19 protein-coding genes are annotated in these 20758 nt (G+C 64.1%); 14 read left to right on the top strand and 5 right to left on the bottom strand.

Annotated features, from left to right (window positions below):
• The first annotated feature begins 7 nt into the window (after window positions 1-7).
• The 7 genes from urtA (at window position 8) to ACE10X_RS16675 (ending at window position 6693) form a co-directional block, all read left to right on the top strand.
• Window positions 8-1270: an urea ABC transporter substrate-binding protein gene (gene urtA / locus ACE10X_RS16645; RefSeq protein WP_038382078.1), complete on the top strand. Its 1263-nt coding sequence runs from the start codon at window positions 8-10 to the stop codon at window positions 1268-1270.
• 167 nt (window positions 1271-1437) lie between these two features.
• Window positions 1438-2364, top strand: coding sequence for an urea ABC transporter permease subunit UrtB (urtB, locus tag ACE10X_RS16650; protein ID WP_038382084.1), 927 nt, complete (start codon window positions 1438-1440; stop codon window positions 2362-2364).
• Window positions 2365-2381: 17 nt separating this feature from the next.
• Window positions 2382-3518: an urea ABC transporter permease subunit UrtC gene (urtC, locus tag ACE10X_RS16655; protein WP_038382077.1), complete on the top strand. Its 1137-nt coding sequence runs from the start codon at window positions 2382-2384 to the stop codon at window positions 3516-3518.
• Window positions 3519-3530: 12 nt separating this feature from the next.
• Window positions 3531-4286 carry an urea ABC transporter ATP-binding protein UrtD gene (urtD, locus tag ACE10X_RS16660; protein ID WP_038382076.1) on the top strand — a complete coding sequence of 252 codons (756 nt, stop codon included), beginning with the start codon at window positions 3531-3533 and terminating at the stop codon, window positions 4284-4286.
• Window positions 4287-4298: 12 nt separating this feature from the next.
• Window positions 4299-4988, top strand: coding sequence for an urea ABC transporter ATP-binding subunit UrtE (gene urtE / locus ACE10X_RS16665; protein WP_038382075.1), 690 nt, complete (start codon window positions 4299-4301; stop codon window positions 4986-4988).
• 28 nt (window positions 4989-5016) lie between these two features.
• A complete protein-coding gene (gene fmdA / locus ACE10X_RS16670; protein ID WP_038382074.1) occupies window positions 5017-6246 on the top strand; it encodes a formamidase in 1230 nt (409 codons plus the stop codon).
• Between the two features lie 99 nt (window positions 6247-6345).
• Window positions 6346-6693, top strand: coding sequence for a zinc ribbon domain-containing protein (locus ACE10X_RS16675; RefSeq protein WP_038382073.1), 348 nt, complete (start codon window positions 6346-6348; stop codon window positions 6691-6693).
• A 116-nt stretch (window positions 6694-6809) separates the two neighbouring features.
• Here the strand turns inward: ACE10X_RS16675 and ACE10X_RS16680 are convergent, their stop codons facing one another.
• The 5 genes from ACE10X_RS16680 to ACE10X_RS16700 all read right to left on the bottom strand — a co-directional run bounded on the left by ACE10X_RS16680 (window position 6810) and on the right by ACE10X_RS16700 (window position 11637).
• Entirely contained in the window at window positions 6810-7595 is a 786-nt protein-coding gene (locus tag ACE10X_RS16680) for an ABC transporter ATP-binding protein (protein ID WP_038382083.1), read from the bottom strand.
• On the bottom strand, window positions 7592-8365 hold the full coding sequence (locus tag ACE10X_RS16685) for an ABC transporter permease (protein WP_038382072.1): 774 nt from the start codon (window positions 8363-8365) through the stop codon (window positions 7592-7594). The genes ACE10X_RS16680 and ACE10X_RS16685 overlap by 4 nt, the downstream gene beginning before the upstream one ends.
• 77 nt (window positions 8366-8442) lie before the next feature.
• Window positions 8443-9387, bottom strand: coding sequence for an ABC transporter substrate-binding protein (locus ACE10X_RS16690; protein ID WP_038382071.1), 945 nt, complete (start codon window positions 9385-9387; stop codon window positions 8443-8445).
• Window positions 9388-9538: 151 nt separating this feature from the next.
• Window positions 9539-10282, bottom strand: coding sequence for a histidine utilization repressor (gene hutC / locus ACE10X_RS16695; protein WP_038382070.1), 744 nt, complete (start codon window positions 10280-10282; stop codon window positions 9539-9541).
• Window positions 10279-11637 (bottom strand): formimidoylglutamate deiminase, encoded by a 1359-nt coding sequence (locus tag ACE10X_RS16700; protein WP_375764311.1) that lies wholly within the window; start codon window positions 11635-11637, stop codon window positions 10279-10281. The genes hutC and ACE10X_RS16700 overlap by 4 nt, the downstream gene beginning before the upstream one ends.
• A gap of 85 nt (window positions 11638-11722) precedes the next feature.
• Between ACE10X_RS16700 and hutI the strand changes: the two genes are divergently transcribed.
• From hutI to urtB (ACE10X_RS16735), 7 genes are all read left to right on the top strand, one after another.
• Window positions 11723-12937, top strand: a complete 1215-nt coding sequence (gene hutI / locus ACE10X_RS16705) for an imidazolonepropionase (RefSeq protein WP_038382068.1) — start codon at window positions 11723-11725, stop codon at window positions 12935-12937.
• Window positions 12934-14493, top strand: coding sequence for a histidine ammonia-lyase (hutH, locus tag ACE10X_RS16710; RefSeq protein WP_038382067.1), 1560 nt, complete (start codon window positions 12934-12936; stop codon window positions 14491-14493). The genes hutI and hutH overlap by 4 nt, the downstream gene beginning before the upstream one ends.
• Before the next feature lie 42 nt (window positions 14494-14535).
• The gene (hutU, locus tag ACE10X_RS16715; protein WP_304556389.1) at window positions 14536-16203 is read left to right on the top strand and encodes a urocanate hydratase; all 1668 of its coding nucleotides are present in this window, start codon (window positions 14536-14538) and stop codon (window positions 16201-16203) included.
• A gap of 374 nt (window positions 16204-16577) precedes the next feature.
• A complete protein-coding gene (locus tag ACE10X_RS16720; protein WP_038382064.1) occupies window positions 16578-17732 on the top strand; it encodes a transporter substrate-binding domain-containing protein in 1155 nt (384 codons plus the stop codon).
• Window positions 17729-18370, top strand: a complete 642-nt coding sequence (locus tag ACE10X_RS16725) for an ANTAR domain-containing response regulator (protein WP_038382063.1) — start codon at window positions 17729-17731, stop codon at window positions 18368-18370. The genes ACE10X_RS16720 and ACE10X_RS16725 overlap by 4 nt, the downstream gene beginning before the upstream one ends.
• 127 nt (window positions 18371-18497) lie before the next feature.
• Entirely contained in the window at window positions 18498-19748 is a 1251-nt protein-coding gene (locus tag ACE10X_RS16730; protein WP_057015919.1) for a transporter substrate-binding domain-containing protein, read from the top strand.
• A gap of 129 nt (window positions 19749-19877) precedes the next feature.
• Entirely contained in the window at window positions 19878-20747 is an 870-nt protein-coding gene (urtB, locus tag ACE10X_RS16735) for an urea ABC transporter permease subunit UrtB (protein ID WP_304556388.1), read from the top strand.
• Window positions 20748-20758 lie beyond the last annotated feature (11 nt).

Consider the following 20758-nt stretch of genomic DNA (forward strand, 5'->3'; position numbering starts at 1 on the left):
GGTGCTCATGTCAGACGATACAAAACCAGGACTGCCGTCTCCGCTCCGCCGCAAGCTCTTGATGGGAATGGCCGCTTTGCCGGCCATGTCGATGCTGGGCCGTCCCGCATTTGCCGACGTTCCTGCAACCTCTGCGGTCAACACCACCGGTCTTGCAGTCACCGATAGCGAGGTCACGGTCGGCATCCTGCATTCGGTGACCGGCACCATGGCGATCTCCGAGACCGGGTCGGTCGAGGCCGAGAAGCTCGCGATCGAGCAGATCAACGCCGCCGGCGGCGTGCTCGGCCGCAAGATCAAGTTTATCCAGGAGGACGGCGCCAGCGACTGGCCGACCTTCGCGGAAAAGGCCAAGAAGCTGCTGGTCAACGACAAATGCGCGGCCGTGATGGGCTGCTGGACGTCGGCCTCGCGCAAGGCGGTGCTGCCGGTGTTCGAGCAGTACAACGGCATGCTGTACTACCCGACCTTCTATGAAGGCCTCGAGCAATCCAAGAACGTCATCTACACCGGCCAGGAGGCGACCCAGCAGATCATCGCCGGTCTCGACTGGGTCAACAAGACCAAGGGCGCCAAGAGCTTCTACCTGCTCGGCTCGGACTACATCTGGCCGCGCACCTCGAACAAGATCGCGCGCAAGCACATCGAGAACCATCTGCAAGGCTGCAAGGTGGTCGGCGAGGAATACTTCCCGCTCGGCTCGACCCAGTTCAACTCGGTCATCAACAAGATCAAGCTGACCAAGCCGGACGTGATCTACGCGATCATCGTCGGCGGCTCCAACGTCGCATTCTACAAGCAGCTCAAGGCGGCCGGCATCGACTTGTCCAAGCAGACGCTGCTCACGATCTCGGTCACCGAGGACGAGATCGACGGTATCGGCGGCGAGAACATCGCCGGCGCCTATGCCTGCATGAAGTACTTCCAGTCGCTCGACAATGCGAACAACAAGGCCTTCGTGCCCGCCTTCAAGAAGATGTGGGGCGAGAAGACCGTGATCGGAGACGTCACCCAGGCTGCCTATCTCGGCCCGTGGCTGTGGAAGTTGACGGTGGAGAAGGCCGGCTCCTTCGACATCGACAAGGTGGCGGCGGCGTCGCCCGGCGTCGAGTTCAAGGGCGCGCCGGAAGGTTACGTCCGGATCCACGAGAACCATCATCTGTGGTCGAAGACCCGCGTCGGACGCGCCAAGGCCGACGGTCAGTATGAGCTGATCTACGAGACCGCCGATCTCGTCGAGCCGGATCCGTTCCCCAAGGGATACCAGTAGCCAGTAGCCCGCATGAGCGGAGTTATATGCGGGACCGTCCCGGGTATCGCTACCGCTCACCCGGGCTACGAAGCTCTACAACGCATCGCGGCGTGGACGTCGTCGTCCGCGCCACGGAACGAGCGTCGCTTGACCGGCGGCGCGTGCCCCTTGGACTGGAGGACATCATGTTCGGCGACTATTCGATCAGCGATCTCGGCGCCATCCTTGCGATGCAGGGATTTGCCGGGCTCATCCTGTTCTCCGTCTATGTGCTGATGGCGCTGGGGCTCGCCATCATCTTCGGCCAGATGGGCGTCATCAACATGGCCCATGGCGAGTTCATGATCCTCGGCGCCTACGTCACCTGGATGACGTCGAACGCCGTGCAGCATGTCGCGCCCTGGCTGTTCCCCGGCTACTTCTTCATCGCAATGATCCTGGCGTTCATCGCCTCCGCTGCGCTCGGCATGCTGGTCGAATGGGCGCTGATACGTCATCTCTACAAGCGTCCGCTCGACACGCTGCTGGCGACTTGGGGTCTTAGCCTGATCCTGCAACAGGCCTATCGCTCGATCTTCGGCGCGCGCGAGGTCGGCGTCGAACTGCCGGAATGGATGATGGGCTCCTGGCAGGCGACCGACTCCATCCAGATCCCGATCAACGGCATGTTCGTGATGGCGCTGACCATCCTGATCACGATCGCGGTCGCCTATGTGCTGTTCTGGTCGAGCTGGGGCAAGCAGGTACGCGCCGTGGTGCAGAACCGCGTGATGGCGGGCGCCGTCGGCATCAATACCGAGAAGGTCGATCGTTACACCTTTGGCCTGGGTTGCGGCATCGCCGGGATCGCGGGCTCGGCCTTCACCATGATCGGCTCGACCGGACCGACCGCCGGCCAGCTCTACATCGTCGACACCTTCCTGGTCGTCGTGTTCGGCGGCGCCGCGTCGTTGTTCGGCACCATCGCTTCCGCCTTCTCGATCTCGCAGACCCAATCGACGCTGGAATTCTTCCTGTCGGGATCGATGGCCAAGGTGATCACGCTGCTGACGATCGTCGCGATCCTGATGGTGCGTCCGCAGGGGCTCTTCGCGCTCAAGGTCCGCAAATAAGAACAAGCAGGCTGGTCATGATCATCAACTCGCGCTTTTTCAATCGCTCCGAACTGCTCGGCTTCCTTGCGCTCGCGGTGCTGCTGTTTCTCATCCTGCCGCTATCGCTCGATATCTTCCGCCTCAACCTGGTCGCCAAATATCTGACCTACGCCTTCGTCGGGATCGGCCTCGTGCTGTGCTGGGGCTATGGCGGCATCCTGAGCCTGGGGCAGGGCGTGTTCTTCGGCCTCGGCGGCTACTGCATGGCGATGTACCTCAAGCTCGAGGCGTCCTCGGTCGCGAACACCAAGATCCAGTCGACGCCGGGCATCCCGGACTTCATGGATTGGAACCAGCTCACCTCGCTGCCCTTCTTCTGGAAGCCGTTCCACAGCTTCCCGGTAGCGCTGATCGCGATCATCGTGGTGCCGGCGATCTTCTCCTTCATCATCGGCGCTGCGATGTTCAAGCGCCGGGTCGGCGGCGTCTATTTTGCGATCATCACGCAGGCGATCGCCGCGATCATGACCATCCTGATCGTGGGCCAGCAGGGCTACACCGGCGGCATCAACGGGATCACCGACCTGCGAACGCTGCATGGCTGGGATATCCGGACCGATCACGCCAAGTACATCCTCTATTTCGTGGAGGTGGTATTGTTGTTTGGCTGCATCTGCGCCGCGCAGTTCATCCGCCTGACAAAACTCGGGCGCATCCTGGTGGCGATGAGAGAGCAGGAGGATCGCGTGCGCTTCTCCGGTTACAGCGTCGCCAACTTCAAGATCTTCGCGTTCTGCGCCGCGGCCGTGTTCGCTGCGATCGGCGGCGCCATGTTCACGCTCGAGGTCGGCTTCATGTCGCCGTCCTTCGTCGGCATCGTGCCGTCGATCGAAATGGTGATCTACACCGCGGTCGGCGGCCGGATGTCGATCTTCGGCGCAGTCTGGGGCGCGCTGCTGGTCAATTTCGCCAAGACCAGCCTCTCGGAGTCCTTTCCGCAGCTCTGGCTGTTCGGTCTCGGCGCGCTGTTCATCGCGGTCGTGCTCGCCTTCCCGAACGGGCTCTCCGGCATCTGGGCTGACCACGTCCAGCCGCGCATCGATCGCCTGTTGGCATCACGCAAATCGAAATCGGCGGCCGGCCTGATCGCCGACGGCGCACCGGCCGAGTGAGGAGGGATCATCATGCTCGTCGGCCATCAGCCCAAGGACTTCCTGCTCGCGGTCTCCGGTCTCACGGTGTCCTTTGACGGCTTCAAGGCCGTCAACGATCTCTCCTTCTATGTCGAGGAGAACGAGATCCGCGTCATTATCGGCCCGAACGGTGCCGGCAAGACCACGGTGCTCGACCTGATCTGCGGCAAGACAAGGGCGACGTCAGGCTCGATCCAGTTCCGCGGCCGGGAGCTGACCAGGTTGCGCGAGAACGAGATCGTGCAGGCCGGGGTGGGGCGCAAGTTCCAGACGCCGTCGGTGTTCGAGGATCTCACCGTGTTCGAGAACCTCGAGATTTCCTTTCCGCGCGGCCGCACCGTGTTCGGTTCGTTGACCTTCCAGCGCGACGACACCGTCAAGCAGCGGGTCGAGGAGGTCGCCGAGATGATCTTCCTGAAGGACAAGCTCAATACCTTTGCCGACCAGCTCAGCCACGGCCAGAAGCAGTGGCTCGAGATCGGCATGCTGCTGATCCAGGATCCGGACCTCTTGATGCTCGACGAGCCGGTCGCCGGCATGAGCGTCTCCGAGCGCGCCAAGACCGCCGAGCTGCTCAACCGGATCATCAAGGACCGTTCGGTCCTGGTGATCGAGCACGACATGAAGTTCGTCGAGGACATCGCGCACAAGGTCACGGTGCTGCACCAGGGACAGATCCTGTCCGAGGGGACGATGGAGCACGTCAAGAACGATCCGAAAGTCATCGAAGTGTATTTGGGCCACTGAGGAACTGGGACGATGCTGGCAATCAATGATCTTCACGTTGCCTACGGCCAGAGCGAGGTGCTGCACGGCCTCAACGTCTCGGTCGCGCCCAACGAGATCGTCGCGATCATGGGCCGCAACGGCATGGGCAAGACCACGCTGATGAAGTCGCTGATGGGTATCCTGCCGGCCAAGAGCGGCAAGGTGACTATGGACGGCACCGAGCTCGGTGCGATGAAGAGCTACGAGCGGGTAGCGAAGGGGCTCGCCTACGTCCCTCAAGGCCGCATGATCTTCTCCACCATGACGGTCAAGGAGAACATCGAGACCGGGCTCGTGGTGTCCGGCGGCTCCGAAGTGCCCGGCGATATCTACGAGCTGTTTCCGGTGCTGCTCGAGATGAAGGGCCGCCGCGCCGGCAATCTCTCGGGCGGGCAACAGCAGCAGCTCGCGATCGCCCGGGCGCTGGCGACCAAGCCGAAGGTGCTGCTGCTCGATGAGCCGACCGAAGGCATCCAGCCGTCGATCATCAAGGACATGGCGCGCACGTTGAAGCGGATCCGCGATGAGCGAGGGCTTTCGATCGTCGTCTCCGAGCAGGTTCTCAGCTTCGCGCTCGACATCGCCGACCGCGTGCTCGTCATCGAGAACGGCGAGATCGTCCGCGACGATCCGCGCGCCAGCGTCGATGCCGCGCAGATCTCGAAATATCTGTCTGTGTAACCACCAGTAAACGAAGGGGAGCAATGCGATGCCAGATACACTGATCAAGGTCGATCTCAGCAAGTCGGCCTATGAAAACGACAAGATCCATAACCGCTGGCATCCGGAGGTTCCGATCGTCGAGTGGGTCAGCCCCGGCGACGACTTCATCATCGAGACCGTCGACTGGACCGGCGGCTTCATCAAGAACAACGATTCCGCCGACGACGTGCGCGACATCGACCTGTCGATCGTGCACTTCCTGTCCGGCCCGATCGGCGTCAAGGGCGCCGAGCCCGGGGATCTCCTCGTCGTCGACCTGCTCGACGTCGGTCCGTTGAAGGAGAGCCTGTGGGGCTTCAATGGCTTCTTCTCCAAGCAGAATGGCGGCGGCTTCCTTACCGACCATTTCCCGCTGGCGCAGAAGTCGATCTGGGACATCAAGGGCCTCTACACCTCGTCGCGCCACGTCCCCGGCGTCAACTTCGCCGGCCTGATCCATCCCGGCCTGATCGGCTGTCTGCCCGATGCCAAGATGCTGGCGGCCTGGAATGCGCGCGAAGCCGAGCTGATCGCGACCAACCCGACCCGGGTGCCGGGCCTTGCCAATCCGCCGTTCGCGCCGACCGCGCATGCCGGCCAGGCGAGGGGCGACGTCAAGGCCAAGATCGGCCTCGAGGGCGCCCGCACCGTGCCGCCGCGCGAGCATGGCGGCAATTGCGACATCAAGGATCTGTCGCGCGGCTCGAAGATCTACTTCCCGGTCTATGTGCCGGGCGGCGGGCTCTCGATGGGCGATCTGCATTTCAGCCAAGGCGACGGCGAGATCACCTTCTGCGGCGCCATCGAAATGGCCGGCTGGCTGCACATCAAGGTCGATGTCATCAAGGACGGCGTCTCGAAATACGGTATCAAGAACCCCGTGTTCAAGCCGTCGCCGATCACGCCGAACTACAAGGACTATCTGATCTTCGAGGGTATCTCGGTCGACGAGGCCGGCAAGCAGCACTATCTCGACGTCCACATCGCCTATCGCCAGGCCTGCCTGAACGCGATCGAATATCTGAAGAAGTTCGGCTACTCCGGCGCCCAGGCCTATTCGATCCTCGGCACCGCGCCGTGCCAGGGCCACATCTCCGGCGTGGTCGACGTGCCGAATGCCTGCGCCACGCTGTGGCTGCCGACGGAGATCTTCGACTTCGACGTCATGCCGTCGTCGGCGGGACCGATCAAGCATATCAAGGGCGACGTGCAGATGCCGATCTCGCCCGACAAATGATCCCTGAGTGATCCCTGCGCGAAGGGTGCGGGACGGCTCGCGTATTGGCCGCCCCGCATCCATCGCCGGATGTCACACGACTGCGCAAGGATTAAGGAAATGCCGATCTACGAATATCTCTGCAACGACTGTGGGCCGTTCACCGACATGCGGCCGATGGCGGAATGCGACCTGCCGCAGGATTGCCCGCAATGCGAGGCGACGTCGCCGCGCGTGATCCTCACCGCGCCGGCGTTCTTCTGCATGCCCTCGGACAAGCGCAAGGCGCACGCCACCAATGAGCAGAGCCGGCATGCGCCGAAGACGCTCGATCAGTACAAGGCCGCGCACGGCCCGGGCTGCGGCTGCTGCTCCACCGGAAAGAAGAAGCCGGCGCGGCTGATGACCAAGACCAAGAGCGGCGCCAAGGGCTTTCCGACCGCGCGGCCCTGGATGATCAGCCACTAGAAGCGTTTTCGAGCGAAGTGGATACCGGTTCGCGTTAAGAAAACGCGTCAAACAAGAGTCTGGAGCCCATCCCGATTCAATCGGAACGGGAAAGGCCCTAGAAGCGCGGCTGGTCGTCAAGCTTGCTCAGCGACCTTCAGGGCTTCGGTGCGGATCTCCTCGACCAGCCGTTCCTTCAGGGCGACGAATTCAGGCGTGGTCTTGATCTTGTAGGAGCGGGGATGCGGCAGGTCGACGGCGATCTCGGCCTTGATGCGGCCGGGCCGCGCGCTCATCACGATGACGCGGCTGCCGAGGAAGATCGCTTCCTCGATGTCGTGGGTGACGAACAGCACCGTCTTCTGGTCGCGCTCCCAGATCCCGAGCAGCATCTCCTGCATCAGCGCGCGCGTCTGGTTGTCCAGCGCGCCGAACGGCTCGTCGAGCAGCAGGATCTTTGGATCGTTGGCCAGCGCGCGGGCGATCGCGGTGCGCTGCTGCATGCCGCCCGACAGCTGCTTGGGCCAGTGATTTTCGAAGCCCGATAGCCCGACCCGGCGGATGAACGCATCGGCGATGTCGTGGCGCTCGCCTTGCGCAACGCCGCGCTCGCGCAGGCCGAAGGCGATGTTCTCCCGCACCGTCAGCCAGGGGAACAGGGTGTAGGACTGGAACACCATGCCGCGGTCGGCGCCGGGGGCCGTGACCTCGCGCCCGTCGAGCGTGACGCGCCCGCTGGTCGGCCGGTCGAGCCCAGCGATGATCCGGAGCAGGGTGGACTTTCCGCATCCGGAGGGGCCGAGGATCGTGACGAAGTCGTTGTCGCCGACGTCGAGCGTGGTCGGCTCGAGCGCTCTCGTCGGCGCGTTGCCGGCACGGGCGGCGAAGGTTCGCGAGACCTGATCGATCCTGAGCGCGGTCATGCGAGCTTCCACGGGAACAGCCAGGCGTTGAAGGCCTTGAACAGGAAATCGGAGATCAGGCCGATCAGCCCGATCACGATGATGCCGAAGATGATCTGGCCGGTGTTGAGCAGCGCCTGGCTGTCGGTGATCATGTGCCCGATGCCCGACGACGAGCCGATCAACTCGGCCACGATGACGTAGGTCCAGGCCCAGCCCAGCACCAGCCTGAGAATTTCAGCGATCTCGGGCGCGGCGGAGGGCAGCAGCACGCGGCGGATGATGCCGCGGTCGCGGGCGCCGAGCGTGTAGGCGGCCTCGACCAGGTCGAGCCTTGTGGCACCGACGGTCACGGCCACCATCAAGATGATCTGAAACACCGCGCCGATGAAGATCACAAGCAGCTTCTGCAACTCGCCGATGCCGGCCCACAGGATCAGCAGCGGGATGAAGGCGGATGCCGGCAGATAGCGCGCAAAGGACACAAACGGTTCGAGAAAGGCCTCGATTGGCTTGTAGGCGCCCATCAAAACGCCGAGCGGCACCGCGATGACGGCAGCAAGCACAAACCCGCCGATCACGCGCCAGATTGTCATCCCGATGTCGAATAGAAAGCCCTGCTTGGCGAGCAGCTCATAGCCCTCCTGCACCATGGTGAGCGGGTTGGCGAGGAAAGTCTTCGACACGTGGCCGCCGAACGTCGCCCAGGACCAGAGGGCGACGAACAGCACGAAGAAGGCGAGGCCATAGGCCACGCGCTGCTTCGATGTCGTGGGCTCGAGAGGACGCATCAGATGATCCGGGCGTATCTTATGCGCCGGTCCCGCCGCTGTGTCGCGAGGCGGGACCGGCCGAAATGGTTGCTGCGTTACTTGATGAAGCTTGCGTCGTAGATGTCCTCGACCTTCGGCGCGGCCTTGATGATGCCGACCTCGAGCAGGAGCTCGGCAGCGTCCTTGTTGAAGGTGAGGAAGTCGCCGGCGAAGAATTTCTGGTTGGCGGCCTTGTCCTGCCAGCGCAGGTACTTTGCCGAGTTGCCGAACTGCTCGCCGCTCTGCTTCACGTCAGCGCCCATGATCTCGTAGGACTTGGCCTGGTCCTTGGCGATCATGTCGAGCGCCTCGAAATAGCTGTCGGCCAGCGCCTGGGCCGCCTTCGGATTGTCGGTGAGGAATTTCGGCGTGCAGCCGAAGGTGTCCATCACGATCGGGTAGTCGAGCGTGGTCGCGATGATCTTTCCCTTGTCGGGAGCGGCGCGCACCGTCGACAGATAGGGCTCGTAGGTCATCGCGGCATCGTTCTGGCCGGAGACGAAGGCCTGCGCCGCGGCGGCCGGCTCCAGATTCACCACGGTGACGTCCTTCACCGTGAGGCCGTTTTTCTTCAGCATCCAGGCCAACGCGAAATAGGGCGAGGTGCCCGGCGCCGATGCCGCGACGGTCTTGCCCTTGAGGTCCTTGATCGCGGCGACATCGTTGCGCACGGCCATGCCGTCGGCGCCATAGCTCTTGTCGAGCTGGAAGATCTGCTTGGTCGCGACGCCGTTGGCGTTCCAGGAGATCCAGGTCTCGACCGTCGTCGCCGCGCACTGGATGTCGCCCGAGGCGATCGCGAGATGGCGGTCCTTCTGCGGGATCTTCTTCAAGGTCACGTCGAGGCCGTTCTTCTTGAAGATGCCGGCCTCCTTGGCGAGCGTCAGCGGTGCGAAGCCGGTCCATCCTGAGATGCCGACGCCGACCTTGACGTCATCCGCTGACGCGGCGGTGGACGCGAGCAACACTGCGATTGCGGGCAATAGCTTGAAGGAACGCATGATTGTCGACCCCTTGAACGATGGATTGAACCCAGTTGATGTCTTCACGTCAGTGATGTCTTCACGTGAGTCGCGGCGGATTGCCGCATGAAGCATGTCGGCGGATGATGGCCCATGATGCATTGCATGAAATATGCCGCGCAAGCTGCCCTCAGCCTCCCTTGAAGCGAGCCACCAGGCGATGCGTCTCGCCCGGATAATGCAGCCGCACCGCCGTTACCGTGCGCGCGCTGCGCCAGGTGTAGCGGTCGATCACGAGACAGGGCGCGCCGACCGCGATGTCGAGCGCCGCGGCCGTGCGATCGTCGGCGACGACGGCGCTGATCGTATGCTCGGCTTCGGTCCACGGCACGTGATGCAGCAGCCACGACCCCGGCGGCTCGCGGGCAAAGTCCGCGTTTGCGGCCTCCGGGACCGTGGAGAGATCGATCAGCCTGTCCTCGACGGCGAACGGCACATTGTCGGCGCTGTGCCGGCAGGCGATCGCGACCACCTTGCCGGCCTTGTCCATGCCGAGCCGGGCGCGATCGGCTGATGTTGCGGTACGGCGCCGGCAATCGATCAGCTGATAGTCATAGCTGCGGCCGAGTGCGGTGATCTCGGCGCGGATGTCGGCGATCTTGAGCACCGCGGACAGATGCTGCGGACGGCGCACGAAGCTGCCGGCACGGCGCCGCCGCTCGATCAGGTCGGCCTGCGCCAGTTCCGACAACGCCTTGTTGACAGTCATGCGCGAGCAGCGATAGCGCGCCATCAATTGGTGCTCGAACGGGATGCGATGCCCCGGCGGCCATTCGCCGGTCAGGATCCGGGTCTCGATGTCGAGCCGGATGCGCTTGTAGAGCGTCGGTTTGCCGGCAGCATTCGGCTTGGCCTGGTCGGAGGCGAGACTCATGCGACGAGCCTCCGCACGCTTGCACTGAACCGCTCGCGCGCCTTGTCGCGCAGCCGGTGCCGTCCGCCCGCGACCACCTTGTCGCCGCCGGCCCAGACGCAATCGATCGCGTCGCTGCCGGTTGCAAACAGCCAGCCGTCGAGAACCGCATCGCCCGACCGTCCCGCGAGGGACGGATGCGCGGTGTCGAGAGACACGATGTCGGCGCGCGCGCCGGGCGCGAGCCCAGCCTTGGTCTGTGCCAGGGCCTGCGCGCCGCCAGCGAGCGCGTGATCGAACAGGGCGCGGCCGGTGGATGCGCCGGGACGCCCCGAGAGCACGTTGCGCTCGCGGTGCTTCAGCCGCTGGCCGTATTCGAGTTGGCGAAGTTCGTCGGCGACGCCGACCAGCACGTTGGAATCAGTTCCGATGCCGAACCGGCCGCCCGCCGCGAGGAATTCGCGCGCGGAAAAGATGCCGTCGCCGAGACTCGCTTCGGTGACAGGGCAAAGGCCGGCAACCGCGCCGCTACGGGCGAGCGCTGTGACCTCCTGCTCCGTCATGTGGGTCGCGTGAATCAGGCACCAGCGTTGATCGACGGGCGCATGTTCGAGCAGCCATTGCACCGGCCGCTGTCCCGACCAGGCGAGGCAATCTTCCACCTCGCGCACCTGTTCGGCTGCGTGGATGTGGATCGGATCCGCTCCGGCAAGCGGGATGATCGCGGCCAGCTCCTCCGGCGCCACGGCGCGCAGGCTATGCGGAGCGATGCCGATGTTGGCGCCAGGTAGATCTCGGATTGCCTCGCGCGAGGCAGTCATCAGCGCGGCGAACTGATCGACCGAGCAGATGAAGCGGCGCTGCCCGGCATGCGGTGCGACGCCGCCGAACGTGCTGTTGGCGTAGAAACTTGGCAGCAGCGTGAGCCCGATGCCGGAGGCGCTGGCGGCCTCTGTGATGCGCACGGCCATCTCGGCGGGATTGGCGTAGGGCGCGCCGTCCCGATCATGGTGCAGATAGTGGAACTCGCCGACGCGGGTAAAGCCCCGCTCGAGCATCTCGACATAGAGCAGGGTTGCGACGGCGGCGACGTCGTCCGGTGTCATGGTCAGCGCGAAGCGATACATCGTCTCGCGCCAGGTCCAGAACGTATCAGTCGTGTCGCCGCGCAGTTCGGCGAGGCCCGCCATGCCGCGCTGAAACGCGTGGCTGTGCAGGCTCGCCAATCCCGGAACCGCCAGTTGGTGACGTTCGTCGCCGGCGGCAGGCGCGACGCCCGCCGTCACCGAGGCGATCGCGCCATTGGCAACGACGACCTGCACGTCATTGGCCCAGCCCGAAGGCAGCAGCGCGAATGCGAAATGCAGTCGTGTCATTTTTCCACGCCGGCTGGACAGAACCCGAACACGATTATATGTCTAGACATATAAGTCAAGCATCCCACATCGAGGGGACGATAGCATGGCAGAGCGCTTCGACCGTATCTGGCACAACGCCCGGCTCGCCACGATGCGCAGCGACCGCGCTGATCTCGGCGAGATCGAGCGGGGGCTGATCGCGGCGCGTGAAGGCCGCATCGTCTATGCCGGCGTGCAGTCGGATTTTCCTGTGGATGCGGACGCCGTTGAACGGATCGATTGCGCCGGCCGCTGGATCACGCCCGGGCTCGTCGATTGCCACACCCATCTCGTCTTCGGCGGCAACCGCGCGCACGAGTTCGAGCTGCGCCTGAAAGGCGCGAGCTATGAGGAGATCGCGCGCGCCGGCGGCGGTATCGTCTCGACCGTCGCGGCGACGCGCAGCGCGACCGAGGCCGAGCTTGTCGCCGGCGCGCTGCCGCGGCTCGACGCGCTAATCGGCGAGGGCGCAACAACGGTCGAGATCAAGTCCGGCTATGGCCTCAATGCCGAGACCGAGATGCGGCAGCTTGCGGCGGCACGCAGCCTCGCCCGCCTGCGGCAAGTTGCGATCCGCACGTCGTTCCTCGGAGCACATGCGCTGCCGCTGGAGGCCAATGGCGACAAGGACGGTTACATCGATCTGGTCTGCAACGAGATGCTGCCGGCCGTGGCCAAGGCCGGCCTTGCCGATGCCGTCGACGGCTTCATGGAGGGGATCGCGTTTTCCGGAGAGCAGACGGCGCGGGTGTTCGAGGCGGCGCGCGCGTTGGGACTGCCCGTCAAGCTGCATGCGGATCAGCTGTCCAATCTCGGCGGCGCGGCGCTGGCCGCAAAATTTTCGGCGCTCTCAGCCGATCATCTCGAGCACACCGATGAAGCTGGCGCCGCGGCGATGGCGAAAGCCGGCACCGTCGCGGTCCTGCTGCCTGGCGCGTTCTATTTCATTCGTGAGACGCACAAGCCGCCGGTCGAGCTGTTTCGCAGCCACGGTGTGAACATGGCGCTGGCGACCGATTGCAATCCGGGCAGCTCGCCGCTCACCTCGCTCCTGCTGGCGATGAACATGGGTGCAACGCTGTTCCGGATGACGGTCGCCGAATGCCTCACAGGGGTGACGCGGGAAGGCGCGCGTGCGCTGGGCATGCTCGCCGAGACCGGCACGATCGAGGCCGGCAAATGGTGCGATCTGGCGATCTGGGACATCGAGCGTCCGGCCGAACTGGTCTACCGCATCGGCTTCAACCCGCTGCACAGCCGGGTGTGGAGGGGACAATGAACGATCGGGATTCGCCCGTCGTCGTAACGCCCGGAACCGTCGGCCTCGACGTCCTGGCGCGCGTGCTCGCCGGTGCGCCCATTGTGCTCGATCCATCGTGCTGGCCGCGCGTCGAGGCGGCCGCGGAGATCGTGGCGAAGGCGGCGCGCATCGACATTCCCGTCTACGGCATCAATACCGGTTTCGGGAAGCTGGCATCGACGCGAATCGCGCCTGATCAAACCGCGCTGCTTCAGCGCAACCTCATCCTGTCGCATTGCTGCGGGGTCGGTCCGAACACGCCCGAGCCGATCGTGCGCCTGATGATGGCGTTGAAAGTGATTTCGCTCGGGCGCGGCGCATCCGGCGTGCGCCGCGAGGTGATCGAGCAGTTGCAGGGCATGCTGGCGCACGGTGTCACTCCGCTGGTGCCGCAGCAGGGCTCGGTCGGTGCCTCCGGCGATCTGGCGCCGCTCGCTCATATGACCGCGGTCATGATCGGGGAGGGGCAGGCAATCCTTGATAGCAAAGCCGTGCCGGGCCGCGAAGCGCTTGCCGCTGCCGGCCTCGCGCCGTTGACGCTCGGCCCCAAGGAGGGGCTCGCGCTGATCAACGGCACGCAGTTTTCGACCGCCTATGCCATCTCCGGCCTGCTGCGTGCGCATCGCCTGGCGTGCGCCGCGCTGGTGACCGGCGCGCTGTCGGTCGATGCGGCGATGGCCTCCACGGTGCCGTTTCGTCCGGAGATTCAAGCTTTGCGTGGCCACGACGGGCAGATCGCCGCGGCCGCTGCCTTGACCGGACTGCTCGACGGCAGCGACATCAGGCAATCGCATCTCGAAGGCGACGAGCGCGTGCAGGATCCATATTGTCTGCGCTGCCAGCCGCAGGTTGCGGGCGCCGTGCTCGACCTGCTCGCGCAGGCCGCGCGCGGGCTGACCATTGAGGCCAATGCCGTGACGGACAATCCGCTGGTGCTGGTGGAGACCGGCGAGATCGTATCGGGCGGCAATTTCCACGCTGAGCCGGTGGCGTTCGCCGCCGACCAGATCGCGCTGGCGCTCGCGGAGATCGGCGCGACCAGCGAGCGCCGGATCGCGACCCTCGTCGATCCCGCCTTGAACTTCGGCCTGCCGCCGTTCCTGACGCCCGAACCCGGCATCAACTCCGGGTTCATGATTGCCGAGGTGACGGCCGCGGCGCTCTATGCCGAGAACAAGCAGCGTGCATTGCCTTGCTCGATCGACTCCACGCCGACCAGTGCCAACCAGGAGGATCATGTCTCGATGGCCGCCCATGCCGCGCGCCGGCTGTCGGACATGGCCGACAATCTCGCCGCCATCCTCGGCATCGAGCTGCTGGTCGCGGCGCAGGGCATCACGCTGCGCGCACCGCATGCGACCAGCGCACCGCTCGCGGCAGTCATTGCCGTGCTGCGGCAGCACGTTCCCGCACTCGCCGCCGACCGCTACATGGCCGACGATCTCGCGCGGGCCGCTTCGCTGATCGAAGCCGACACGTTGCCCGCCGCTGCGATCGCGGTGCTTTCGACCGATCCATTTCCAAGACTGACTTAGAAGACTCTGACCTAAAAGACTTGCTTAGCAGGGACATCCGTCATGAACCGCCGACTGGACAACGAACGCATCATCCGTGCACCCCGCGGCACCGACATCAGCGCCAAGAGCTGGCTGACGGAAGCACCGCTGCGCATGCTGATGAACAATCTGGACCCTGATGTCGCCGAGCGTCCGAGCGAGCTCGTGGTTTATGGCGGCATCGGCCGTGCGGCGCGCGACTGGGAGAGCTTTGACCGCATTGCCGCCTCGTTGCGCACGCTCGAGGGCGACCAGACGCTGCTGGTGCAGTCCGGCAAGCCGGTCGGCATTTTCCGGACCCATGCCGACGCGCCGCGCGTCCTGATCGCGAATTCCAACCTGGTGCCGCATTGGGCAACGCTCGATCATTTCAACGAGCTCGACCGCCAGGGCCTGATGATGTTCGGCCAGATGACGGCAGGCTCATGGATCTATATCGGCAGCCAGGGCATCGTGCAGGGGACTTATGAGACGTTTGTCGAGGTCGGCCGCCGGCATTATGGCGGCAGTCTCGTCGGCAAATGGATCCTGACGGCAGGTCTCGGCGGCATGGGCGGCGCCCAGCCACTGGCCGCGACGATGGCCGGTGCCTCGATGCTCGCGGTCGAATGCCAGCCGAGCCGCATCGAAATGCGGCTACGCACAGGTTATCTCGACCGCCAGGCGACGACGCTCGATGAAGCGCTGGCGATCATTGCTGAAGCGGCCAAGACCCATAAGCCGATGTCGGTCGGCCTGCTCGGCAATGCGGCCGAGATCTTTCCCGAGCTGGTGCGCCGCGGCGTGCGCCCGGCCATCGTCACCGACCAGACCAGCGCGCATGATCCGATCAACGGCTATTTGCCCAAGGGCTGGACGCTCGCCGATTGGGAAGCCAAACGCGCGGCCGACCCGAAGACGGTCGAGACCGCAGCCAAGACCTCGATGGTCGATCACGTCCAGGCCATGCTGGATTTCCACGCGCAGGGAATCCCGACGCTCGATTACGGCAACAACATCCGCCAGATGGCCAAGGACATGGGCCTGAAGCAGGCGTTCGATTTTCCGGGCTTCGTTCCGGCCTATATCCGCCCGCTGTTTTGCCGCGGCGTCGGACCGTTCCGCTGGGCGGCGCTGTCGGGCGATCCCGAGGACATCTTCAGGACCGATGCCAAGGTCAAGGAGCTGATGCCCAACGACAGCCACCTGCACAATTGGCTCGACATGGCCAAGGCGCGTATCAAGTTTCAGGGATTGCCGGCGCGGATTTGCTGGGTCGGGCTCGGCGACCGCCATCGGCTTGGCCTTGCCTTCAACGAGATGGTGGCGCGCGGCGAGCTCAAGGCACCGATCGTGATCGGGCGCGATCATCTCGACAGCGGCTCGGTGGCGAGCCCGAACCGCGAGACCGAGGCGATGCGCGACGGCTCCGACGCGGTGTCCGACTGGCCGCTGCTCAATGCTTTGCTCAACTGCGCGAGCGGCGCCACCTGGGTGTCGCTGCATCACGGTGGCGGCGTCGGCATCGGCTATTCGCAGCACGCCGGCATGGTGATCGTCGCTGACGGCACGCCGGAGGCGGCGCGCCGGCTCGAGCGTGTGCTGTGGAACGACCCGGCGACGGGCGTCATGCGCCACGCCGACGCCGGCTATGACACGGCGATCGAATGCGCCCGCGCCAACGGGCTCGATCTGCCCAGCCTGCGCTGAGGGGACTCCTGATCGGGAGTTGTTCGCGGGTTCAGCGGCATCTCCCGATCGCGGCGCAGGTTAACGAGCAATCTCGTCGCAGCTCTCAACCTTCCGGTTGATGTACGCGAGGTGACCGGCCGGACATGCCTTGATACGGGAAATCGGTGGTGCAGCTACCGGAGATAGGTGGCCCGTGGAGCGCTGCGCCTTTGATCCGTCGCGGGTGACACATTAATCTGCCTGCTTTCGCGTCAGCTTCGCTGACAGGATGAGCGGCCAGGGTCCTTGTCTCGCGGCAGATGGCATGCAATCTTCCGCAGCCGGCAATGCTGTTCGAGAGCAACAAGAACAATAATCCCTCTCGTCCCTCCAATTCTGTCGAGGGCCTGATCATGTCGAACCTTTCCCAAACGACATCCGCTCCGTGGCGGATAGGAGTGCTGTTCTCGCGAACCGGCTTCATGTCGGTCATCGAGGAGACCCAGTATCAGGGCACGCAACTCGCGATCGAAGAGGTGAATGAAGCGGGCGGCGTCTGCGGCCGCGAGCTGGTTCCCGTTGCCTATGACCCCGGATCGGACTCGGCCGCCTATGGCCATTACGCCAAGCGGTTGATGATCGAGGATCAGGTCAGCACGATCTTCGGCTGCTACACCTCGTCGAGCCGCAAGGCGGTGCTGCCGGTGGTCGAAAGGCTGAACGGTCTGCTCTGGTATCCGACGCTTTACGAAGGGTTCGAGGCGTCGCCCAACGTCATCTACACCGGCGCCTCGCCCAACCAGAACAGCCTCGCGCTGTGCCGCTATTTGATGGATACGTTCGGAACACGGTTCTATTTCGTGGGGTCGGATTATATCTATCCGCGCGAGTCCAACCGGGTGATGCGGGAGCTACTCAAGAGCAATGGCGGCTCGGTCGTTGGCGAGCGCTATGTCAATGTCTATGCGCGCTGGCAGGATTTTGTGCCGATCATCCAAGATATCAAGCGTGTCAGGCCCGACGTGATCTTCTCGACCGTCGTTGGCGAGGGCACGGTGTTCCTCTATCAGGCCTATGCGAATGTCGGGCTCGATCCAAGACAGGTGCCGATCGCCAGCCTGACCACGACGGAAGCCGAAATCGCCGCCATGGGCTTCGACGTCGGCGAGGGACACGTCACGGCGGCATCGTATTTCCAGGGCGTCGAGGGCAGCGCCAACAATGCGTTTGTGCAGCGCTTCAAGAAGCGGTTCGGCGCCGACATCTCGACCAACATGTGCGCCGAGGCGTCGTACTTCCAGCTGCATCTGTTCGCGAAGGCGCTTGAGCAGGTCAATTCGCTCGACACCGAAGTGCTCCGCTCGATGGTGTTCGGCACCAGCTTTGATGCACCGCAAGGTGCGGTCACCGTCAACCCGATGTCGGGTCATACCGACCTCTGGACCCGCATCGGGCGCGCCAACCGCCAGGGCCAGTTCGATGTCGTCAGCCAGTCGAAGGAGCCGGTGCATGCGGATCCGTTCCTGATCGGATATGGTCGTGCAACGCAAACAGGAAGCGTCCAATGAACGAAACGTCGCGTAAGCCGTCGCTGAGCCGAGACGTCGGCGGACGCAAGACCATGGTTCAGGAACTTGCCGATCTGTCGGCGGTGGTGGTCGCGCCGGTCGACGATCAGGTCGGCATGTTGCTGCGCGAGTTGCAGCGGTTCCGGATGCGGGTGCGGCAGGTCTGGCCGATGCCGGAGAGCGTGCCGGCCGATGCCGACGTGGTGTACTGCGAATATTCTCCTGACCTGGCGCGGCGCCTGCCATGGATTCCCGGCGATGCGCGCTCGGCGCTGGTTGTGATCTTGCCGGCGACGGAAACCGTTCACGCCGATGCGCTGTGTCATGCGACGCCGAACGCCATTCTGCCGCGGCCGTTCACGCAGAATGCAGTGCTGTCCAGCCTGGTGCTGGCGCGCAGTCAATTTGGTTATGAACGGCGGCTTCGCAGCAAGATCGAGAAGCTCGATGACAATCTGCGCTCGATGCGCACGGTGGAGCGCGCCAAGGCGATCCTGATGGCGACGCGGCAGATGCCGGAAACCGAGGCCTATGGCTTCATCAGACGACAGGCGATGGATCGTCGCGTGTCGGCAAGTGCAGTCGCCGCGGCGATTGTTGACTCGTTCGAACTGCTTGGCTACGATCATCAACAGTAAGCCCCAATAGCGGGGCCGGTGGCGACAGCGCCGCCTTCGACACAACCGGCAACAAAGCCCTCCCAATGCTCGCGTAAGCGCGCATCGGGAGGGCTTTTTGTTTTTTCAGTCCTGAAGGGAGCTAGGGATGAGCATTTCACGGCGGACTTTGCTGAGGAATACCGCGGCGCTTGGCGCGTTTGCCGGCGCCGGACTGCCGCACATCTGGATCAAGAACGCCGACCTCGCTTACGCCGCCGGCGGCGAGATCAAGGTCGGCGTGCTGTTCTCGCTGACGGGAACGACCGCGATCATCGAGGAATCGCTCAACAAGGCAACGCTGCTCGCCATCGAGGAGATCAATGCCGCAGGCGGCATCAAGGGCAGCAAGATCGTGCCGATCGTCGAGGACCCCGCGTCCGATCCGGCGACCTTCTCGGAGAAGGCTCGCAAGCTCGTCGTCGGCGACAAATGCGTCAGTGTGTTCGGCTCCTACACCTCGGCAAGCCGCAAGGCGGTGCTCCCGGTGTTCGAGCGGCAAAACAATCTCTATTGGTATCCGACGCTCTATGAAGGCCGCGAGTGCTCGAAGAACGTCATCTACACCGGCGCGGTGCCGAACCAGCAGCAGGACGAGTTCGTGCCCTGGCTAGTCAAGAAGTTCGGCAAGAAGTTCTACCTGATCGGCTCCAACTACATCTATCCGAAGGAAGAGAACAACTACTGCAAGAAGCTGCTTGAGAAGCTGGGCGGCGAGGTCGTGGCGGAAGAATATGTGCCGCTCGGCCATTCGGAATTCTCTTCCGTCATCAACAAGATCCGCTCGACGCAGCCGAACGTGATCTTCTCCACCGTGGTCGGCGATTCCGTGGTCGCGCTGCATCGTCAGTACAAGGCGGCCGGCCTCGATCCCGAGAAGATGCCGATGGCGAGCCTGACGACCTCCGAGAACGAAGTCGCCGCGATGGGCGGCGAGGCGGCCGCCGGTCACTTCACCTCGGCGCCGTACTTCATGGTGCACAAATCGCCGGAGAACGAGAAGTTCGTCGAGGCCTACAAGAAGCGTTGGGGCGCCGACAAGGTGACGCATTTCGTGTCGGAGGCCTGCTACTTCCAGACCTACCTGTTCAAGCAGGCGGTCGAGAAGCTCGCGACCAGCGACCTCACGCCGCCGAATATCCGCGACGCGGTCAAGGGTCAGGAAGTGATTGCACCGCAGGGCAAGGTCCGGATCGAGCCGGAGAACCTGCACACCTGGCTGTGGCCCAAGATCGCGCAGGCGAAGTCGAACGGACAGTTCGAGATTCTGGTCGAGGCCAAGGAGTGGCTGAAGCCGGTGCCTTACGCGGCCTATCCCGGACAGTCATGCACCGAGAAGGGCCTGGTCGAGAAGAGCTGACGACGGGGGCTGACGAAGGCCGTCGGCGTGCGGCGCCGACGGCCAGCGTCCCGAAACGAATGCGGCCTCTCGCACGAACGGGTGCGAGGGGCAGGGCGCACAAAACGAACATCGAAAGCGGATCCCGACGTGGACCAATTCATCGAACAAATCGTCACCGGCCTCAGTATTGGATCGATCCTGCTGCTGGTCGCGCTGGGCCTGTCGATCATTTACGGCTCGATGGGCATCATCAATCTCGCCCATGGCGAGTTCGTGATGCTGGGCGCCTACGCGGCCTGGGTGTTCCACACCTATCTCGGGCTCGGCCTGCTGGCGAGCCTGGTGCCGATCTTCCTCGTGGTCGCCGCGTTCGGCTGGGTCATCGAGCGTTATGTCCTGAGCCTGCTCAACAACCGGCCGCTGGACACGATTCTTGCGACCTGGGGCGTCGGCATCATGCTGCAGCAGGCGGTGCGGCTGATGGTCGGCAGCGAACTGCGCTACGTGCAGCTGCCGCCGGCGCTGTCCGACAGCATGGACGTGTTCGGCATCTCGGTATCGTCCTATCGGGTGTTCCTGTTCGTGGTGTCAGTCGCGCTGTTCGTGGCGACCTGGTTGCTGATGAACCGCACCACAGTCGGAATGAAGCTGCGCGCGATCATCCAGGACCGTTCGGTCGCCGCCTCGTTCGGCATCAACGCCAAACGGGTCTATGCGCTGACTTTCGCCTATGGCGCGGGACTGGCGGGACTGGCCGGCGCGCTGGTGTCGCCGCTGAAGAGCGTCTCGCCCGATATGGGCACCGGCTATGTGGTCGATGCCTTCATGGTGGTGGTGCTCGGCGGCGTGCAGAGCCTCGCCGGGACCGTGGCAAGCGCCTTCATCCTCGGCGAGCTCTCCGGCGGCATTGCCTTCCTGCAGAACGACACGGTGGCCAAGGCGATCGTGCTGCTCGCCATCGTCGTGCTCATCCGTTTCCGCCCCGAGGGGCTTTTCACCGCACGCGTGCGGGCCTGAGACAGATCGCT

The organism is Bradyrhizobium sp. Pha-3 (assembly GCF_042258325.1).
GTDB lineage: Bacteria > Pseudomonadota > Alphaproteobacteria > Rhizobiales > Xanthobacteraceae > Bradyrhizobium > Bradyrhizobium elkanii.